Source organism: Kocuria rosea, assembly GCF_006094695.1.
Lineage (GTDB): Bacteria > Actinomycetota > Actinomycetes > Actinomycetales > Micrococcaceae > Kocuria > Kocuria rosea.
Map to the genome: position 1 here is coordinate 2237503 of NZ_CP035103.1, position 16533 is coordinate 2254035.

Genomic DNA, 16533 nt, shown 5'->3' on the forward strand with positions numbered 1-16533 from the left:
CTGTCCCGTCCTGACCCGAGCACCGTCCGTGCCGCCCCACCCGAAGGAGAACCCATGAGCTCCCTGTCCGTCCAGACCTCCGGCGCCGCCCGCGAGGCCGTCGACCGGCACGTGCCCGCGCTGGTGGGCGACAGGTTCGCCTCCAAGCTCTTCGCCCAGGACCCCACCCTGTGGGGCGCTGCGGCCGAGGACGAGTCCGCCAAGCGGCTGGGCTGGGTGGAGGCCGCCGAGGTCTCCCGCCCGCTCGTCGCCGAGATCACCGCGCTGCGGGAGGAGTTCGCGGCGGAGGGCGTGGACCGGTTCGTGCTGGCGGGCATGGGCGGGTCCTCCCTGGCCCCCGAGGTGATCACCCGGACCGCCGGGGTCGAGCTGTTCGTGCTCGACTCCACGGACCCGGAGATGGTGGGCGCGGCCCTCGCCGACCGCCTCGAGCGCACCGCGATCGTGGTCTCCTCCAAGTCCGGCTCCACCGTGGAGACCGACTCGGCGCGACGGGTCTTCGCCCGGGCGTTCGAGGACGCGGGCATCGACGCCGCCTCGCGCATCGTGGTGGTCACCGACCCCGGCTCGCCCATGGAGGCGTCCGCACGGGAGGCCGGCTACCGCCGGGTCTTCACCGCCGACCCAACCGTGGGCGGGCGGTTCTCGGCGCTCACCGCCTTCGGCCTGGTCCCCTCCGGTCTCGCCGGCGTGGACGTCGGGGCTCTGCTCGACGACGCCGACGAGGCCGGTGAGGTGCTGCGCGAGGACGCCGAGGACAACCCCGGCCTGCACCTGGGCGCGGCGCTCGGCGGCACGCAACCGCTGCGCAACAAGCTCGTGTTCCGGGACCTGGGCTCCGGGATCGCCGGGTTCGCCGACTGGGCGGAGCAGCTGATCGCCGAGTCCACGGGCAAGGAGGGCAAGGGCGTGCTGCCCGTCGTCGTCGGCGCCGGCGACGCCCCGGAGGCCTCCTCGGGGGCCTCCGACGTCCTCGTCGTGGAGCTCGTCGGCGTGGACGAGGAGCAGGCCCCCGAGGGCGACGTCGTGCGGGTCTCCGGCTCCCTCGGCGCCCAGCTCATGCTGTGGGAGGTCGCCACCGCGGCGGCCGGGCGGCTGCTCGGCATCAACCCGTACGACCAGCCCGACGTGGAGTCCGCCAAGAACGCCACCCGCGCCCTGCTCGAGGACAAGCCGCAGCCCACGGCCGCGGACGTCGTGGACGGGCCCGTGGAGATCCGCGGGGCGCAGGAGCTGCTCGACGGGGCGCAGACGGTCGAGGACGCGCTCGCCAAGCTGCTCGCGCAGCTGCCGGAGACCGGCTACCTGTCCGTGCAGGCGTACTTCGACCGGCTCTCGTGGGCCGAGCTGGAGAGCGTCCGCCCCGTCCTCGCCCGGGCCACCGGCCGGCCCGTGACGTTCGGCTGGGGCCCCCGGTTCCTGCACTCCACCGGCCAGTACCACAAGGGCGGACCGGCGGAGGGCGTGTACCTGCAGATCACCGCCGCCTCGGAGACGGACCTCGAGATCCCGGACAGCCCGTTCAGCTTCGGCGAGCTGATCTCGGCCCAGGCCGACGGGGACGCCCAGGTCCTCGCCGACCACGGGCGGCCCGTGCTGCGGCTGCGGCTCGCGGACCGCGCCGCCGGCGTGGACCGGCTGCGCCAGGCCGTCGACGCCCTCGGCGGCTGACCCGGCCGGCACGACCGGACCGCTGACCTAGAATGGGAGCACGCCACGGTCGGCGCGGGAGTTCCCGCGCCGACCGTTGCGCGTGCAGGCCCCCGTGGGTGCCACGGCCCCGCAGAGACGTGAAGGAGTACCGTTGCCAGACAACAACGCCCGCAATCCCTTGCGGGACCCGAGGGACAGGCGGCTCGTCCGGGTCGCCGCCCCGTCGGCGCTCGTGCTCTTCGGCGTGACGGGAGACCTCGCGAAGAAGAAGCTGCTGCCGGCGATGTACGACCTCGTCAACCGGGGTCTGCTGCCGCCGTCCTTCGCGCTCGTCGGCTTCGGCCGCCGCGACTGGTCCCACGAGCAGTTCCGCGAGGTGGTGCGCGAGTCCGTCGAGGCGCACGCCCGCACCCCCTTCCAGGAGGACGTGTGGCGCCAGTTCGCCTCCGGCGTCCGGTTCGTGCGCGGGGAGTTCGACGAGGACAAGGCCTACGAGGCGCTCAAGTCGACCCTCAAGGAGCTCGACGTGCACTCGGGGACGCGCGGCAACCACGCGTTCTACCTCTCGATCCCGCCGAAGGCGTTCGAGACGGTCTGCCAGCAGCTCGCCGACCACGGCCTGGCCCAGCACGAGAACGCCTCCGGGTGGCGCCGCGTGGTCATCGAGAAGCCCTTCGGCCACGACCTCGAGTCCGCGCAGGAGCTCAACGCCATCGTGGAGCGGGTGTTCCCGGCGGACTCGGTGTTCCGCATCGACCACTACCTGGGCAAGGAGACGGTGCAGAACATCCTGGCGCTGCGCTTCGCGAACCAGATGTTCGAGCCCCTGTGGAACGCGCAGTTCGTGGACCACGTGCAGATCACCATGGCCGAGGACATCGGCATCGGCTCCCGCGCCGGCTACTACGACGGCGTGGGCGCGGCCCGCGACGTCATCCAGAACCACCTGCTGCAGCTGCTGGCCCTCACGGCCATGGAGGAGCCGCTGTCCTTCCAGGCCCACCACATGCGCGCCGAGAAGGCGAAGGTCCTGGCCTCCGTCGTCGTCCCCGAGGACCGGGCGGCGCACTCGGCGCTCGGCCAGTACGAGGCCGGTCTGCAGGGCGGTGAGCGCGTGCGGGGCTTCCTCGAGGAGCAGGACATCCCCGCCGACTCCCGCACCGAGACCTACGCGGCGCTGCGCGTGGACATCAACAACCGCCGGTGGGCGGGCGTGCCGTTCTACCTGCGCGCCGGCAAGCGCCTGGGCCGGCGGGTGACCGAGATCGCGGTGCAGTTCAAGAACTCCCCCAACCTGCTGTTCGGGGACAACGGCCACGAGGACCTGGGACAGAACGTCATCGTGGTCCGGATCCAGCCCGACGAGGGCGTGACCATCCGGCTGGGCTCCAAGGTGCCCGGGACCCAGTCGGAGATCCGGGACGTCACGATGGACTTCGGCTACGGCCACTCGTTCACCGAGTCCAGCCCGGAGGCCTACGAGCGCCTGATCCTCGACCTGCTGCTCGGGGAACCACCACTGTTCCCCGACCACGAGGAGGTCGAGCTGTCCTGGCGGATCCTCGACCCCTTCGAGCAGTGCTGGTCGGAGCAGGAGATCATGCCGGAGCCCTACGCGCCCGGGTCCTGGGGACCCGCCGCCGCCGACGAGCTGCTGGCCCGCGACGGACGCGTCTGGAGGCGACCGTGATCGTTTCGATGGAGAACACCACCACCTCGGCCATCGACAAGAAGCTGAGCCAGCTGCGGGACCAGCACGGCGTCGTCACGCTCGGCCGGGTCCTCACGCTCGTGATCCTCGCCCAGGCCGGGCACTCCGAGGCCGCCCTGGAGGCCGCGAACTTCGCGAGCCACGAGCACCCGTGCCGGATCCTCGTGCACGTGGCGCACTCCCAGGCGGAGAGCACCCGGCTCGACGCCCAGCTGCGCATGGGCGGTGACGCCGGCGCCTCCGAGGTCATCGTGCTGCACGGCTACGGCGAGCTCGCCGAGCCCACCGAGACCCTGTTCTCGGCGCTGCTGCTGCCGGACGCCCCGATCGTCGCCTGGTGGGCGCACACGGTGCCGCCGCCCTCGCCGCACACCTCGTCCATCGCCGGGATCGCCCACCGCCGGATCACGGACTCCGCGCGCAGCGACGACGCCTACGAGGCGCTCGCCGAGCTGAGCACCCGGTACGTCCCCGGCGACACGGATCTGGCCTGGACCCGGGTGACCAACTGGCGGATCCAGCTGGCCGCGGTCCTGGACCAGGCGGAGCCCGCGCCCGTGCGCGAGGTCGTCGTGGAGGGGTGCGGCCGCTCCCCCAGCGTGGTGCTGCTCGGCACGTGGCTGGGCACCCGGCTCGACGCCGACGTGACGCTGGTCAACAGCCCCGGGCCCCGCCGCCTCGACCGGGTGACCCTCGTCCGGGACGACGGCGAGATCGTGCTCGAGCGCCCGGGCCGGTCCGTGGCGATGCTGCGGCAGCCGGGTCAGCCCGACCAGCAGATCGCCATGCCCGTGCGGGACCTCAACGCCTGCATCGCCGAGGAGCTCCGGCGCCTGGACCCCGACGAGGTCTACGGCGAGGTGATCACGACCGGCCTGCGGGACGTGCGGATCGCCCAGATCGTGGACACCGCCGGCGAGCTCACCCCCGGCGCCGCACGGTTCCTCGCCGAGCACGGCGGCCACCTCCCCGACCGGGACCGGACGACGCCCGACGACGCCCCGGCCGACGAGCCGGCGGAACCGGACTCCGGTGCGGTCCCGGCCGCCGAGGCATCCGTCCCGGCACCCGAGACGTCCGTCCTGGCCCCCGGGGAGGAGCGCGCATGAGCGCCGAGCTGGAGACCATCGCCCACCCGGACAAGCAGTCGCTCGCCGCGGACACCGCGGAGCGGGTCCTCGACGTGGTCGCGGCGGCGCAGGAGGAGCGCGGGGAGGCGAGCCTTGTGCTCACCGGCGGGAGCATGGGCACCGCGGTGCTCGCGGCCCTCGCCGCCTCCGCCCGCCGGGACGAGGTCGACTGGACCCGGGTCGACGTGTGGTGGTCGGACGAGCGCTTCGTGGCCGGCGACAGCGCCGAGCGCAACTGCGTCCAGGCCGTCGAGGCCGTGGGCGGGGCCCTGGACCTGAACCCGGACCGGGTGCACTACATGGGCAGCGCCGACGACTTCGCCACCGCCGAGGACGCCGCCTTCGACTACCGGCGCGAGCTGGCGGCGGCGGCCGACGCGGAGCAGCGGACGGAGGCGTACCCCCGGTTCGACCTCTCGCTGCTGGGCCTGGGCCCCGACGGCCACGTGGCCTCCCTGTTCCCGGGGCTGCCGCACGTGCACGAGCAGGACGCCACCGTGCTGGGGGTGCGGGACTCCCCCAAGCCCCCGCCGGAGCGGGTGACCATGACGCTGCCGATGATCAACAGCGCGGAGCGGGTCTGGTTCCTCGTGGCCGGGGCGGACAAGGCAGGGGCGGTCGCGGCCGTCCGCGGCGGCGCCCCGATCGAACGCACGCCCGGGGCCGGGGTGCGCGGGACCGAGGAGACGCTGCTGCTGGTCACGCAGGACGCCCTCGACGGCTGACGCGTCGGGCCGCCGGGGCGAAGCACCCCGAGTGACCGGACGGTAGTCACGCCGTAGTGACGCCTGTGCCGTCATGCTCACCGATGAGAGTCGGCACCCGAGCGCCTGGCGAAGAGAACGGGATCCATGACCATGGAGATCCTGCGTACCTGTGGCGACATCCGGACGAGCGCGGACGGCCGGTGAGGTCGTGTTCCCGGCACGTCCCGTCCGCGCCGGCACCGTCCTGGCCGCCGGCGTCCTCGTGGTGCTCACGGCGTGCGGCCGGGGCGGGCCCGACGACGGCGCCGAGCCGGCGAACGGATCCCCTGCGGCCGAGCAGACCACCGAGCCGGAATCGGACCTTTCCGCGCGGACCTCGGACGGCTCCACGGACCTTCCGAGTGCCGAGCCCGGCTCCGAGGACGCCGCCGGGCCCGGGCGTGACGGCTCCGCCCGCGGCCGATCCGACGGTGCCGCTCCCGACGGTGCCGCTCCCGACGGTGCCGCTCCCGAAGGTGCCGCTCCCGAAGGTGCCGCTCCCGAAGGTGCCGCTCCCGGCGGTGCCGCTCCCGGCGGTGGGAGCAACGGCGGTGGGGGTCCCGGCGGCGGGAGCGGCGGCGAGGGCAGCACCCCGGCCCCTCCTCGCGTCGCTCCCGTGATCGGCGGTCTGCCGATCGGACCCGTCGGTCCCGGAGAACCGGGATGGTACGTGGCCCTGCGCGCCGGCACGTGCGACCACGACAGTCTCGCCGGCGCGAGCGCGCAGGACGCCGCCTCCCTGTTGTGCCGGGCGGCCGTGACCAACGACGAGGCGCTCTGGTCCCAGGGGGCGGCGGCACTGGCTGCCGCGCCGCTGCCGCAGAGCTGTCACGACGTTGCGGCGGTCGCCATGCTGCAGCGTCTGGTGCAGTTCCACCGGGACCACCCCGAGGACGTGCCCGTGCTCGTCGACACGCCGGGCACCGCCTGCCCCCTGTCCATCACGGGGCTCGCGACCGCGCCGGACGAGGCCGGCGAGTCCGCCGTGCCCGTGCCGCCGTGCGGAGGCGTTCCTGTCCACCTGCGCGGAAACGTGCAGGACCGGGCCCTGCCCGTGGGCAGCGTGCAGTTCGTCACCGTGGGCCCGACTCCCGTGCCGATCCAGTGGGCATCGACCGGACCGTTCTTCGTGGCGCCCCCGGCACCGGTCCCGGAGGCGGGTGGTTCGCTGCCGGTGGCCCTCTCGGGCTCCGGCTACGTGCTCGAGGACCCGGCCCTCAGCACGGTCGCCCTGGACTACGCCCCCGGCACGACGGCATGTCCGGCCCCCGGCTCCTGACGGGCCGCTGCGGCTGCGGTACCGGGCGGCAACGATGACGGAGACCGCTGCCCCGACCGGCTCCGTGTGGTCGCACGTCCTGGGCTACGTGTCGGTCATCGGGCCGCCGGCCACCGTGGTCACGGCCCTGGTGTTCTACTTCGGCTGGGCTCGCGCGAAGGCGCAGGCCGAGTGGATGGGACTGCACGTCAACCTGTTCGGCTACACCACGCGGGACTTCGCGCTGCTGAGCATCAGCGCGCTGTACCTGCCGCTGCTGCTGCTGGTCGCGCTGGCGATGCTGTGGGTCTGGCTGGACCGGCTGCTGCGGAGACGCATCGACCGGGGAGCGGCCGGCAGGTGGGCGACCACACTGCCGCGGGCGGCTCTGCTCGGTGCAGGGGCCCTGATCGGCCTCATGGTCGTCCTGCTCTTCGCCGAACGCGTCTACAGCCCCCTGTACGCCCCGTACCTCGTCACCGCCGGCGTGCTCGTGGCCGCGTGGGCCGTCCGCATCCGCCGCTGTGCCGCTGCCGTGGAGGGCCCTCGACGGCCCGCCGAGCAGCAGGCCGTCGAGGCGACGCTGCTCCTGGTCCTCGTAGCGCTGCTGCTCTTCTGGGGAACCTCGAACTTCGCGGAGGCCCGTGGACGGGGGCTCGCGGAGGATCTCGAGGTGAACCTGCCGTGGCTGCCCCGGGCGCAGGTCTACAGCCAGGAACCACTGGGCCTCGACGTCCTGGGGGTCACGACGCACGAGCTGGGCACGGCCGAGGCCCCGCTGTACCGCTACGACGGGCTGCGCCTGCTCACCGTCAGCGGGGAACGGTACTTCTTCCTCCACGAGGGGTGGTCCGTCGAGGAGGGAACGGTGGTGGTGCTGCCCGACGACGCCTCGTTGCGGGTCCAGTACGGGCGCTGATCCGGGGCGCGGGGACCGCACGTCGCCGGGCGCATGCGGCGGCCCCTCAGCGCGGACGACCCCCGGCTTCCCCGGCCGAGCACGGACTTCCGTGGTCGGCCGGGGAGGCCGGGGGTCGTTCGACCAGCCGTCGGCTCAGACGGCCACTTCGGCGAAGCGCATGGTCAGCGCGTAGGCCGCGATGGACAGGGCCCAGACCACGGCCGTGGTGGTGGTGAGGCGGACCAGGTTCTTCTGCGCCACGCCCGAGGTGTTGAGGGACTGGGTCATGCCGCCGCCGAACATGTCGGAGAGGCCCCCGCCCTTGCCCTTGTTGAGCAGGACGAGGAGAACGGCCAGGAGGCTCGTGAGCACGATGATCGCCAGGAGCACGTTCTGCAGAATTTCCACTGGGGCCTTCCCTCGGGGGTGTCCGTCGAGCAGCCGCGCCCGGCGGGCGCGGACGGTCAGGGGGTCGTGATCAATCGGTCACGAGGTGCTGCTCGAACCTGGCAATGCTAGCAAACTCCTCGGCGTCGAGGCTGGCGCCGCCGACGAGGACGCCGTCCACGTCCTTGCCCTTGAGGATCGAGCCGGCGTTGGCGGCCTTCGCGGAACCGCCGTAGAGGATGCGGGTCTTCGCGGCGGTCCCGTTGTCGTAGAGCCCGGCCAGCTCGGCGCGGATGGCGGCGGCCATCTCCTGGGCGTCCTCGGGACCGGCGACCTCGCCGGTGCCGATCGCCCAGACGGGCTCGTAGGCCACCACGAGCTCGGCCACCCGGTCCGCCTCGAGGCCGGCGATGGAGCCGCGCAGCTGCTCGAGCGTGAAGGCGACGTGCTCGCCGGCCTGCCGGACCTCGAGGCCCTCGCCGACGCACAGCACCGGGACCAGGCCGTGGCGGTGGGCGGCGGCGATCTTGGCGTTGCACAGCTCGTCGGACTCGCCGTGGACCGTGCGGCGCTCGGAGTGGCCCACGAGCACGTAGGTGCAGCCGAGCTTGGCCAGGAACTGGCCGGAGATGTCGCCGGTGTAGGCGCCGGAGTCCTGGTCGGAGAGGTCCTGGGCGCCGTAGACGACGCGCAGGTCGTCACCGTCCACGAGGCTCTGGACGGAGCGGAGGTCGGTGAACGGCGGGAAGACGGCCACCTCGGCGCGGGAGTAGTCGTGCTTGGCGTCGTCCAGGGTCCACGCCAGCTTCTGCAGCAGGGTGATCGCCTGGGCGTGGTCCATGTTCATCTTCCAGTTGCCGGCGATCAGCGGCGTGCGGTCGAACTGACCGTTGGTCTGCGAGGTCATGGGGACTCCTGTCCGCGGCGGGTGCGCCGCTCGTCGTGCGGTTCGGCAGTGGTGCGCTGGGCGGCGGGGGCGCCCCGGGCCGTGCGGCCCCGGGGCGCCCCCGGCGCCGTGGCGGGGAGCGTGCGGGTCAGGCGCCCAGGGCCACGACCCCGGGGAGTTCCTTGCCCTCGATGAACTCGAGGGAGGCGCCGCCGCCGGTGGAGATGTGCCCGAACTGGTCGTCGGAGAACCCGAGGTTGCGCACGGCCGAGGCGGAGTCGCCGCCGCCGATGACGCTCATCGCGTCCGAGGCCACCACGGCCTCGGCGACCGCCCGGGTGCCCCCGGCGAAGGCCTCCATCTCGAACACGCCCGCGGGGCCGTTCCAGAACACGGTCTTCGCGCCGCGGATCCGCTCGGCGAACAGCTTCGCGGACTCGGGGCCGATGTCCAGGCCGAGACCGGTGGAGCCGATCTCCCCGTCCTCGATGGCGTCGACCGGGCGCACCTCGTGCGCGGCGTCCGCGGCGAACTCCGCCGCGTAGACGATGTCCACGGGGAGGACGATCTCGGTGCCGGCCGCGGAGGCCTTCTCGAGGTAGTCCTTGACCGTCCCGATCTGGTCCTGCTCCAGGAGGGACCCGCCCACGGAGTGCCCTTGGGCGGCGAGGAACGTGAAGACCATGCCGCCGCCGATGAGCAGCGAGTCGGCCTTGCCGATGAGGTTCTCGATCACGGCGAGCTTGTCGGAGACCTTGGACCCGCCCATGACCACCACGAAGGGGCGCTCGGGGGCGGAGACCACCTTGGTGAGCACGTCCAGCTCCCGCTTGACGAGGTCGCCCAGGTAGGCCGGGAGCCGGTGGGCGATGTCGAACACGGAGGCGTGCTTGCGGTGCACCGCGCCGAAGGCGTCGTCCACGTAGGCCCCGTTCTCGCCCGTCAGGGCGGCGAGCTCGTCCGCGAAGGCGCCGCGCTCGGCGTCGTCCTTCGAGGTCTCGCGGGGGTCGAAGCGGACGTTCTCGATCACGAGCACCTCGCCGTCGGCGAGGGCCTCGGCCTTGGCCCGGGCGTCCTCCCCGACGACGTCGGAGGCGGCCGCCACGGGGAAGTCGGCCAGCTCGGCCAGCTTCCGCGCGGCGGGCGCGATCGAGTACTTCGGGTCGACCTGCCCCTTGGGCCGGCCGAGGTGCGCCATCACGATGACGCGGGCCCCGGCATCGGCCAGCTTCTTCAGGACCGGCAGGGACGCGCGGACGCGCCCGTCGTCGGTCACGGTGGAGCCGTCCAGGGGGACGTTGAGGTCGGAGCGGACCAGGACGCGGCGCCCGGCGACGCCGTCGGCGATCAGTTCGTCAAGTGCATGAGCCATGCCACTCACCCTACCCCGGCGGCGTCGCGCGGCGACGGGCTCAGAGCTGCGCGCCGACGTGGGAGACGACGTTGACGAGGCGGGAGGTGTAGCCCCACTCGTTGTCGTACCAGGCGATGACCTTGACCTGGTTGCCGATGACCTTCGTCAGCGGGGCGTCGAAGATCGTGGAGATGCTGTCGCCCTGGATGTCCGAGGAGACGATGGGGTCCTCGGTGTACTTGACGATGCCCTTCATGGGGCCCTCGGCGGCCTCCTTCATGGCGGCGTTGACCGACTCGACGGTGACCTCCTTCTGGGCGTCGAAGGTGAGGTCCACGACGGAGCCGGTGGGCACGGGCACGCGCACGGCGAAACCGTCCAGCTTGCCCTTGAGCTCGGGCAGCACGAGGCCCACGGCGGCGGCGGCGCCGGTGGTGGTGGGCACCATGTTGAGGGCGGCGGCGCGGGCGCGGCGCAGGTCGCTGTGCGGGCCGTCCTGCAGGTTCTGGTCCGCGGTGTAGGCGTGGATGGTGGTCATCAGACCCCGCTCGATGCCGAACGCGTCGTTGAGGACCTTCGCCATGGGCGCGAGGCAGTTCGTGGTGCAGGAGGCCGCGGAGACGATGTTCATCGACGCGGCGTCGTAGGTGTCGAGGTTGACGCCGGGCACGAACGTGCCGTCGATCTCCTTGCCCGGGGCGGACAGGACGACCTTCTTGGCGCCGCCGTCCAGGTGGGCCTTGGCCTTGGAGCCGTTGGTGAAGCGGCCGGTCGACTCGACGACGACGTCCACGCCGAGCTCGCCCCAGGGCAGCTTGGCGGGGTCGGGCTCGGCGAGGAACTTGACCTCGTGGCCGTCGACGCTCATGGTGTCGCCGTTGAGCGTCACCTCGCCGGGGAACCGGCCCATGATGGAGTCGTACTTGAAGAGGTGGACCAGGGCCTCCGGGTCCGTGAGGTCGTTCACGGCCACGACCTCGATGTTCTCGCCCTGCTCGCGCGCCGCGCGGAGGAAGTTGCGTCCGATGCGTCCGAAACCGTTGATGCCCACTCGAATGGTCACTGGGTACTCCTGTGTTGGTCGGGGTCTGGATCGTTGAACCAGGTCCCATTCTACGTGGTTATCCCTGGGATGTCTTGGGGTCGTGAAAGATTCACCCGGTATTCATCGCCAAACCCACACAATCCCACATCGAGGGATGCGGACCCTCGGAAACCCACGCGGGACCAAAGCCCTCTCCCTGCGCGGCCCCGGAGTGACCGCGCCGGCGCGCCCCGCTCAGGAGGGCAGGGCCTCCGCGGCAACACCGGCGTCGGTGCCCGGGAGGTTCAGCTCCTCCGCCCGGCGGTCCGCCATGGCCAGCAGCCGGCGGATCCGGCCCGCCACGGCGTCCTTGGTGAGCGGGGGGTCGGCGAGCCGGCCCAGCTCGTCGAGGCTGGCCTGCTTGTTGGACAGCCGCAGCTCCCCCGCCTGCCGCAGGTGCTCCGGGACCTCGTCGCCGAGGATCTCCAGGGCGCGCTCCACCCGGGCGCCGGCGGCCACGGCGGCCTGCGCGGAGCGGCGGAGGTTGGCGTCGTCGAAGTTGGCGAGGCGGTTGGCGGTGGCGCGCACCTCCTTGCGCATCCGCCGGTCCTCCCACTGGAGGAGCGTCTGGTGGGCACCCATCCGGGTGAGCAGCGCGGCGATCGCGTCCCCGTCCCGCACGACCACCCGGTCCACGCCGCGCACCTCGCGGGCCTTCGCGAGGACGCCGAGCCGGCGGGCCGCGCCCACGAGCGCGAGGGCGGCCTCCGGGCCGGGGCAGGTGAACTCCATCGCGGCGGAGCGGCCGGGCTCCGTGAGGGAGCCGTGGGCCAGGAAGGCCCCGCGCAGCACCGCCTCGGCGTCGGCCACGGCCCCGTTGACCACGGCGGGCGGGAGCCCGCGCACGGGGCGCCCGCGCGAGTCGAGCAGTCCCGTCTGGCGGGCGAGGGCCTCGCCGTCCTCGACGACGCGCACCACGTAGGAGCTCCCGCGCCGCAGTCCCCCGCCGGAGACGACCACGATCTCGCTGTCGTGGCCGAAGACCTCGTGGACGGCGCGGCGCACCCGGCGCGCGGTGGCGCCGAGGTCCACCTCCGCCTCGACGACGATGCGTCCCGAGACGATGTGGAGCCCGCCCGCGAAGCGCAGCAGGGCGGAGAGCTCGGCGCGGCGCTCCGAGGACCTCTTGATCTCGAGGCGGGACAGTTCTTCCTTCACCGATGACGTCAGGGCCACGCGGTTCCTTTCCTGGGGATGCTGGGGTGTGTGGGGGTGGGGCGGCAGGCTCAGCGGTGGCGCTCGAAGATCTCCTGGTAGGCGGCCGCGAGCCGGAGCGTGTTGTGCACGGCGGTGCCGGGGTGCGCCCGGACGTCGGCGTAGAAGACCTCGGCGCCCAGGCCGCGGGCGACCTCCTCGAGGTCGGCGCCGTCCTCGGTGGCCGAGGGGTCGGCGAGGACCACGTCCAGGGTCAGCTCGGGACAGTAGTCGTGCAGGACCCGCAGGTGGTCGGCGGCGGTCTTGCCGCGCGTCTCGGTGTCCGGCGAGAGGTTCAGGGTGACGCAGCGGCGCGCCGGCGAGCCGCAGATCGCCTGCCGCAGCTCGGGTAGCAGCAGGTGCGGCAGCACGGAGGTGTGCCACGAGCCCGGCCCCATGATCACCCAGTCGGCGAGCCCGACCGCCTCGACCGCCTGCGGGCAGGCCGGGGCGTCCGGGGGCACGAGCCGCACGTTGCAGACGTCGGCCTGCTTCGCCAGGACCGCCTGCCCGGTGATCGTGCGGACCGTGCCGGCCTCGCCCGCGCAGCCGCTCGCGCTCCCGCCGGACAGGGCGCCGGGGACGTCGCCGGCGATGACCAGCGGCTGCGTGGACATCGGCAGCACCCGGCCGCGGGCGCCCAGCAGGGCGCCCGCCCACTCGAGCCCCGCCACCGGGTCCCCCAGCAGCTCCCACAGCGTGACGATGAGCAGGTTGCCCAGCGCGTGGTTGTCGAGGGTCGTGGTACGCCCCTCCGAGGAGCTGAACCGGTGCTGCATGACGTCGCGCCACGTCCGGCCCCACTCGGAGTCGTCGCACAGCGCGGCGAGCGCCATCCGCAGGTCCCCCGGGGGCAGGACGCCGAGCTCGTCGCGCAGCCGGCCGGAGGAGCCGCCGTCGTCGGCCACCGTCACGACCGCCGTGAGCACCGGGGTGATCCGGCGCAGCGCGGCGAGGTTCGCCGAGAGCCCGTGCCCGCCGCCGAGGGCGACCACGGAGGGGCTGGCGCCGCCGGGCCGCCGGGCGGAGGGGTCGGGCGAATGGTGGGGGTCGGCATCGGCGCCGCTGCTGAGGGGCAGCCGGGGGAACGCGCCGGTGGGAGGAAGGGTCATCGGGGGTCCCATCGCGGTGAGGGCGAGCCGGTCACTCCCGGCCCATGTCCCGGTGCTGGATGTTGACCGTCACGAGCGGCAGCTTGGCGAGCCTGCGGGCCACCTCCTCGCTCACGGCCACGGAGCGGTGCTTCCCGCCCGTGCAGCCGATCGCGATGGTGGCGTAGTGCTTGTTCTCCGTACGGTATCCCGCGAAGACGGGTTCGAGCATGGCGACGAACCGGTCCACGAACTGCCGGGGGCCGTCGTCCTGGAAGACGTAGTCCCGGACCTCGTCGTCCTTGCCGGTGCGGGGGCGCAGCGACGGGACCCAGTGCGGGTTGGGGATGAACCGGACGTCGGCCACGTAGTTGGCGTCCGCGGGGACCCCGTACTTGAAGCCGAAGCTGAGCACGGTCAGGCGCAGGACCACCGGCCCGTTCGTGGAGAACAGGTCGGCCACGGCCCGGGACAGGGCGTGCACGTTGAACGCGGAGGTGTCCAGGACCACGTCGGCCGATTCCCGCAGGTCCGTCAGCAGGGCGCGCTCGGCGCGGATCCCGTCGAGGATCCGGCCGCCGGCCTGCAGTGGGTGGGGCCGGCGCTGGTGCTCGTAGCGGGAGACCAGGACCTCGTCGGCGGCGTCCAGGAAGAGCACCGAGAAGTCGACGTCGGACGCCTCGAGGGCGGCCAGCGTCTCCTTCATGTCGCTGAACAGGGCCTTGCCGCGCACGTCGATGACGACCGCCAGCTTGGGCAGGGCCTGCGGGGTCCGGGAGACGAGGTCGGCGAGGGTGTGCAGCATCTGCGGCGGCAGGTTGTCGACCACGTACCAGCCGAGGTCCTCGAGGGCGTTCGCGGCCGTGCTGCGCCCGGCCCCGGACATGCCCGTCACGACGAGCAGCTCCGAGCTGGTCGGTTTCGCGTGGTCGGTCCCGTCCGCCGTCCCGACGTCCGCTCCGGCGGTGTGCTCGCTCATGTCCGCTCCGTCTCCCGTCGTGGTGGCCTGCGCCCGTGGTCCCGCCCCAGCCTAACGAAGTCGGCGGGGCCCCGCCGTGACCCCGGCGGCGCGCCCGGGCTCAGGACAACACCTCACCGGTGGTCATGTTGACCGCCGGGGCGGTGGTGTCGTCGGAGGCCTGCAGCGCGGCGGCCACCTTCTCGGCGAGGGTCCGCCCGAAGCCGGGGACCTGCTCCAGCTCCTCGACCCGGGCCGCCCGGAGCTTCTTGACGGAGCCGAAGTGCTTGAGCAGGGCCTTCTGCTTGGCGGGGCCCACCCCGGGCAGCTCGTCGAGCACGGAGACCGTCATGGCGGAGGAGCGCTTCTTGCGGTGGAAGGTGATGGCGAAGCGGTGGGCCTCGTCGCGGATCCGCTGGAGGAGGTAGAGGCCCTGGCTCGCGCGCGGCAGGATCACGGGGAACTCGTCGTCCGGCACCCACACCTCCTCGAGCCGCTTGGCCAGGCCGACCACGTGGACGTCGTCGATCCCGAGCTCGCGCAGCGCCCGGGCGGCGGCGGCGACCTGCGGGGGCCCGCCGTCGACCACCACCAGGCTGGGCGGATACGCGAACCGCGCCCGCTCCGGGGCCTCGGCCCCGGCGTCCACCTGCCCGGTGCGCGGCCCGGCGGCCTCCCGCTCGGCCTGCTCCTCGAGGTGGCGGCGGAAGCGCCGGGAGATGACGTCGTGCATGGACGCGGTGTCGTCCCGGGCGGCCTCGCCGGTGACCGAGAACTTCCGGTAGTCCGACTTCTTGGGCAGCCCGTCCTCGAAGACGACCATGGAGGCGACGACGTTGGTCCCCTGCACGTGCGAGATGTCGTAGCACTCGATGCGCATCAGCGGCACGGGGATGTCGAGGGCCTCCTGCAGCTCCTGCAGGGACGCGGAGCGGGTGGTGATGTCGCCGGCCCGCCGGGACTTGTGCAGCTTCAGTGCCTGCCGGGCGTTCTCCTGCACCGTCTCCATCAGGTGCGCCTTCTCCCCGCGCTGCGGCACGGCGATCGTCACGCGCGATCCGCGCAGCCCCGAGAGCCACTCCTCGAGCCGGTCGGTGCTGTCGGCGGGCTCGGAGAGCAGCACGGTGCGCGGGATGGCGTCCTCCCGGTAGGCGAGCTCCGCGGAGGGCCGGTGCTTCGATCCGCCCGAGGACGGGGGCGCGGCGGCGTGGGCGCTCTCGGCGGCGTCCGCGGCGGTGTCGCCGTAGACCTGCTCGAGCAGCTGCTCCAGCAGGCGTCCGCCGTCGGCCTCCTCGACCTTCTCGGTGACCCAGCCGCGCTGGCCGCGGATCCGGCCGCCCCGGACGTGGAAGACCTGGACGGCGGCCTCCAGCTCGTCCTCGGCGAGCGCGAAGAAGTCGGCGTCGGTGCTGTCGGAGAGCACCACGGCGTTGCGCTCGAAGGCCTTCTCCAGGGCGGCGATGTCGTCCCGGCGCGCGGCCGCGGTTTCGAAGTCCATGGCCGCGGCGGCCTCCTGCATCTGCCGCTGCAGCTCCTTGATGAACGGGGTCGCGTGCCCGGCCATGAACCGGCACAGGTCCTCCGCGAGGGCGTAGTGGTCCTCCTCGGAGATCCGCCCCACGCACGGGGCGGAGCACTTGTCGATGTAGCCCAGCAGGCACGGGCGCCCGGACTGCTCGGCGCGCCGGTAGACGCCCTTCGAGCAGGTGCGCACGGGGAACACCCGCAGCAGGGCGTCGAGGGTCTCGCGGATCGCCCAGGCCTGGGAGTAGGGGCCGAAGTAGCGGTTGCCCTTCTTCTTCTCCCCCCGGACCACCTGGGCCCGCGGCACGGACTCGGCCATCGTGACGGCGAGGTAGGGGTAGGACTTGTCGTCCCGGTAGGCGATGTTGAACCGGGGCTTGAACTCCTTGATCCACGTGTACTCGAGCTGCAGGGACTCCAGCTCGCTGCCCACCACGGTCCACTCGACCCCGGCCGCGGTGGTGACCATGGCGCGGGTCTTGGGGCTCAGGGCGTGCGGGGGCGCGAAGTAGGAGCTCAGCCGGTTGCGCAGGTTCTTGGCCTTGCCCACGTAGACCACGCGCCCGTACTCGTCGCGGAAGCGGTAGACGCCCGGGGCGGTCGGGATGTCCTGGCGGGCGGGGCGGTAGCTCTCCGGATCGGCCACGGTCCGGTCC

The 16533-nt window shown here is 73.0% G+C and carries 14 protein-coding genes; 6 read left to right on the forward strand and 8 right to left on the reverse strand.

The genetic code is table 11. From position 1 onward, the window contains the following. Positions 1-54: 54 nt before the first annotated feature. From EQG70_RS10425 to EQG70_RS10450, 6 genes are all read left to right on the forward strand, one after another. Positions 55-1671, forward strand: coding sequence for a glucose-6-phosphate isomerase (locus EQG70_RS10425; protein WP_109268940.1), 1617 nt, complete (start codon positions 55-57; stop codon positions 1669-1671). Between the two features lie 160 nt (positions 1672-1831). Continuing rightward, positions 1832-3343, forward strand: a complete 1512-nt coding sequence (zwf, locus tag EQG70_RS10430) for a glucose-6-phosphate dehydrogenase (protein WP_017832799.1) — start codon at positions 1832-1834, stop codon at positions 3341-3343. Next, positions 3340-4473 (forward strand): glucose-6-phosphate dehydrogenase assembly protein OpcA, encoded by a 1134-nt coding sequence (locus EQG70_RS10435; protein ID WP_109268939.1) that lies wholly within the window; start codon positions 3340-3342, stop codon positions 4471-4473. The genes zwf and EQG70_RS10435 overlap by 4 nt, the downstream gene beginning before the upstream one ends. After that, positions 4470-5219, forward strand: a complete 750-nt coding sequence (gene pgl / locus EQG70_RS10440; protein ID WP_109268938.1) for a 6-phosphogluconolactonase — start codon at positions 4470-4472, stop codon at positions 5217-5219. Before EQG70_RS10435 ends, pgl begins: the two co-directional genes overlap by 4 nt. Positions 5220-5910: 691 nt before the next feature. Further along, positions 5911-6519: a hypothetical protein gene (locus EQG70_RS18140; protein ID WP_126346344.1), complete on the forward strand. Its 609-nt coding sequence runs from the start codon at positions 5911-5913 to the stop codon at positions 6517-6519. 34 nt (positions 6520-6553) lie between these two features. Beyond that, positions 6554-7417, forward strand: a complete 864-nt coding sequence (locus EQG70_RS10450; protein ID WP_109268936.1) for a hypothetical protein — start codon at positions 6554-6556, stop codon at positions 7415-7417. Between the two features lie 135 nt (positions 7418-7552). On the opposite strand, the gene secG is transcribed toward EQG70_RS10450, so the two are convergent. The 8 genes from secG to uvrC form a co-directional block, all read right to left on the reverse strand. Then, a complete protein-coding gene (gene secG, locus EQG70_RS10455) occupies positions 7553-7807 on the reverse strand; it encodes a preprotein translocase subunit SecG (RefSeq protein ID WP_035923973.1) in 255 nt (84 codons plus the stop codon). A gap of 70 nt (positions 7808-7877) precedes the next feature. Continuing rightward, positions 7878-8693 carry a triose-phosphate isomerase gene (gene tpiA / locus EQG70_RS10460; protein WP_109268935.1) on the reverse strand — a complete coding sequence of 272 codons (816 nt, stop codon included), beginning with the start codon at positions 8691-8693 and terminating at the stop codon, positions 7878-7880. A 127-nt stretch (positions 8694-8820) separates the two neighbouring features. Then, positions 8821-10044 carry a phosphoglycerate kinase gene (locus EQG70_RS10465; RefSeq protein ID WP_109268934.1) on the reverse strand — a complete coding sequence of 408 codons (1224 nt, stop codon included), beginning with the start codon at positions 10042-10044 and terminating at the stop codon, positions 8821-8823. 40 nt (positions 10045-10084) lie between these two features. Continuing rightward, complete coding sequence (gene gap / locus EQG70_RS10470) at positions 10085-11089, reverse strand: type I glyceraldehyde-3-phosphate dehydrogenase (RefSeq protein ID WP_031282661.1); 1005 nt, start codon at positions 11087-11089, stop codon at positions 10085-10087. Between the two features lie 216 nt (positions 11090-11305). Then, positions 11306-12286: a DNA-binding protein WhiA gene (whiA, locus tag EQG70_RS10475; RefSeq protein ID WP_031282663.1), complete on the reverse strand. Its 981-nt coding sequence runs from the start codon at positions 12284-12286 to the stop codon at positions 11306-11308. Between the two features lie 50 nt (positions 12287-12336). Then, positions 12337-13416, reverse strand: coding sequence for a gluconeogenesis factor YvcK family protein (locus tag EQG70_RS10480; RefSeq protein ID WP_017832808.1), 1080 nt, complete (start codon positions 13414-13416; stop codon positions 12337-12339). A 31-nt stretch (positions 13417-13447) separates the two neighbouring features. Continuing rightward, entirely contained in the window at positions 13448-14374 is a 927-nt protein-coding gene (rapZ, locus tag EQG70_RS10485; RefSeq protein ID WP_095651779.1) for an RNase adapter RapZ, read from the reverse strand. 100 nt (positions 14375-14474) lie between these two features. Next, on the reverse strand, positions 14475-16523 hold the full coding sequence (gene uvrC / locus EQG70_RS10490; protein ID WP_109268933.1) for an excinuclease ABC subunit UvrC: 2049 nt from the start codon (positions 16521-16523) through the stop codon (positions 14475-14477). Positions 16524-16533: the final 10 nt, after the last annotated feature.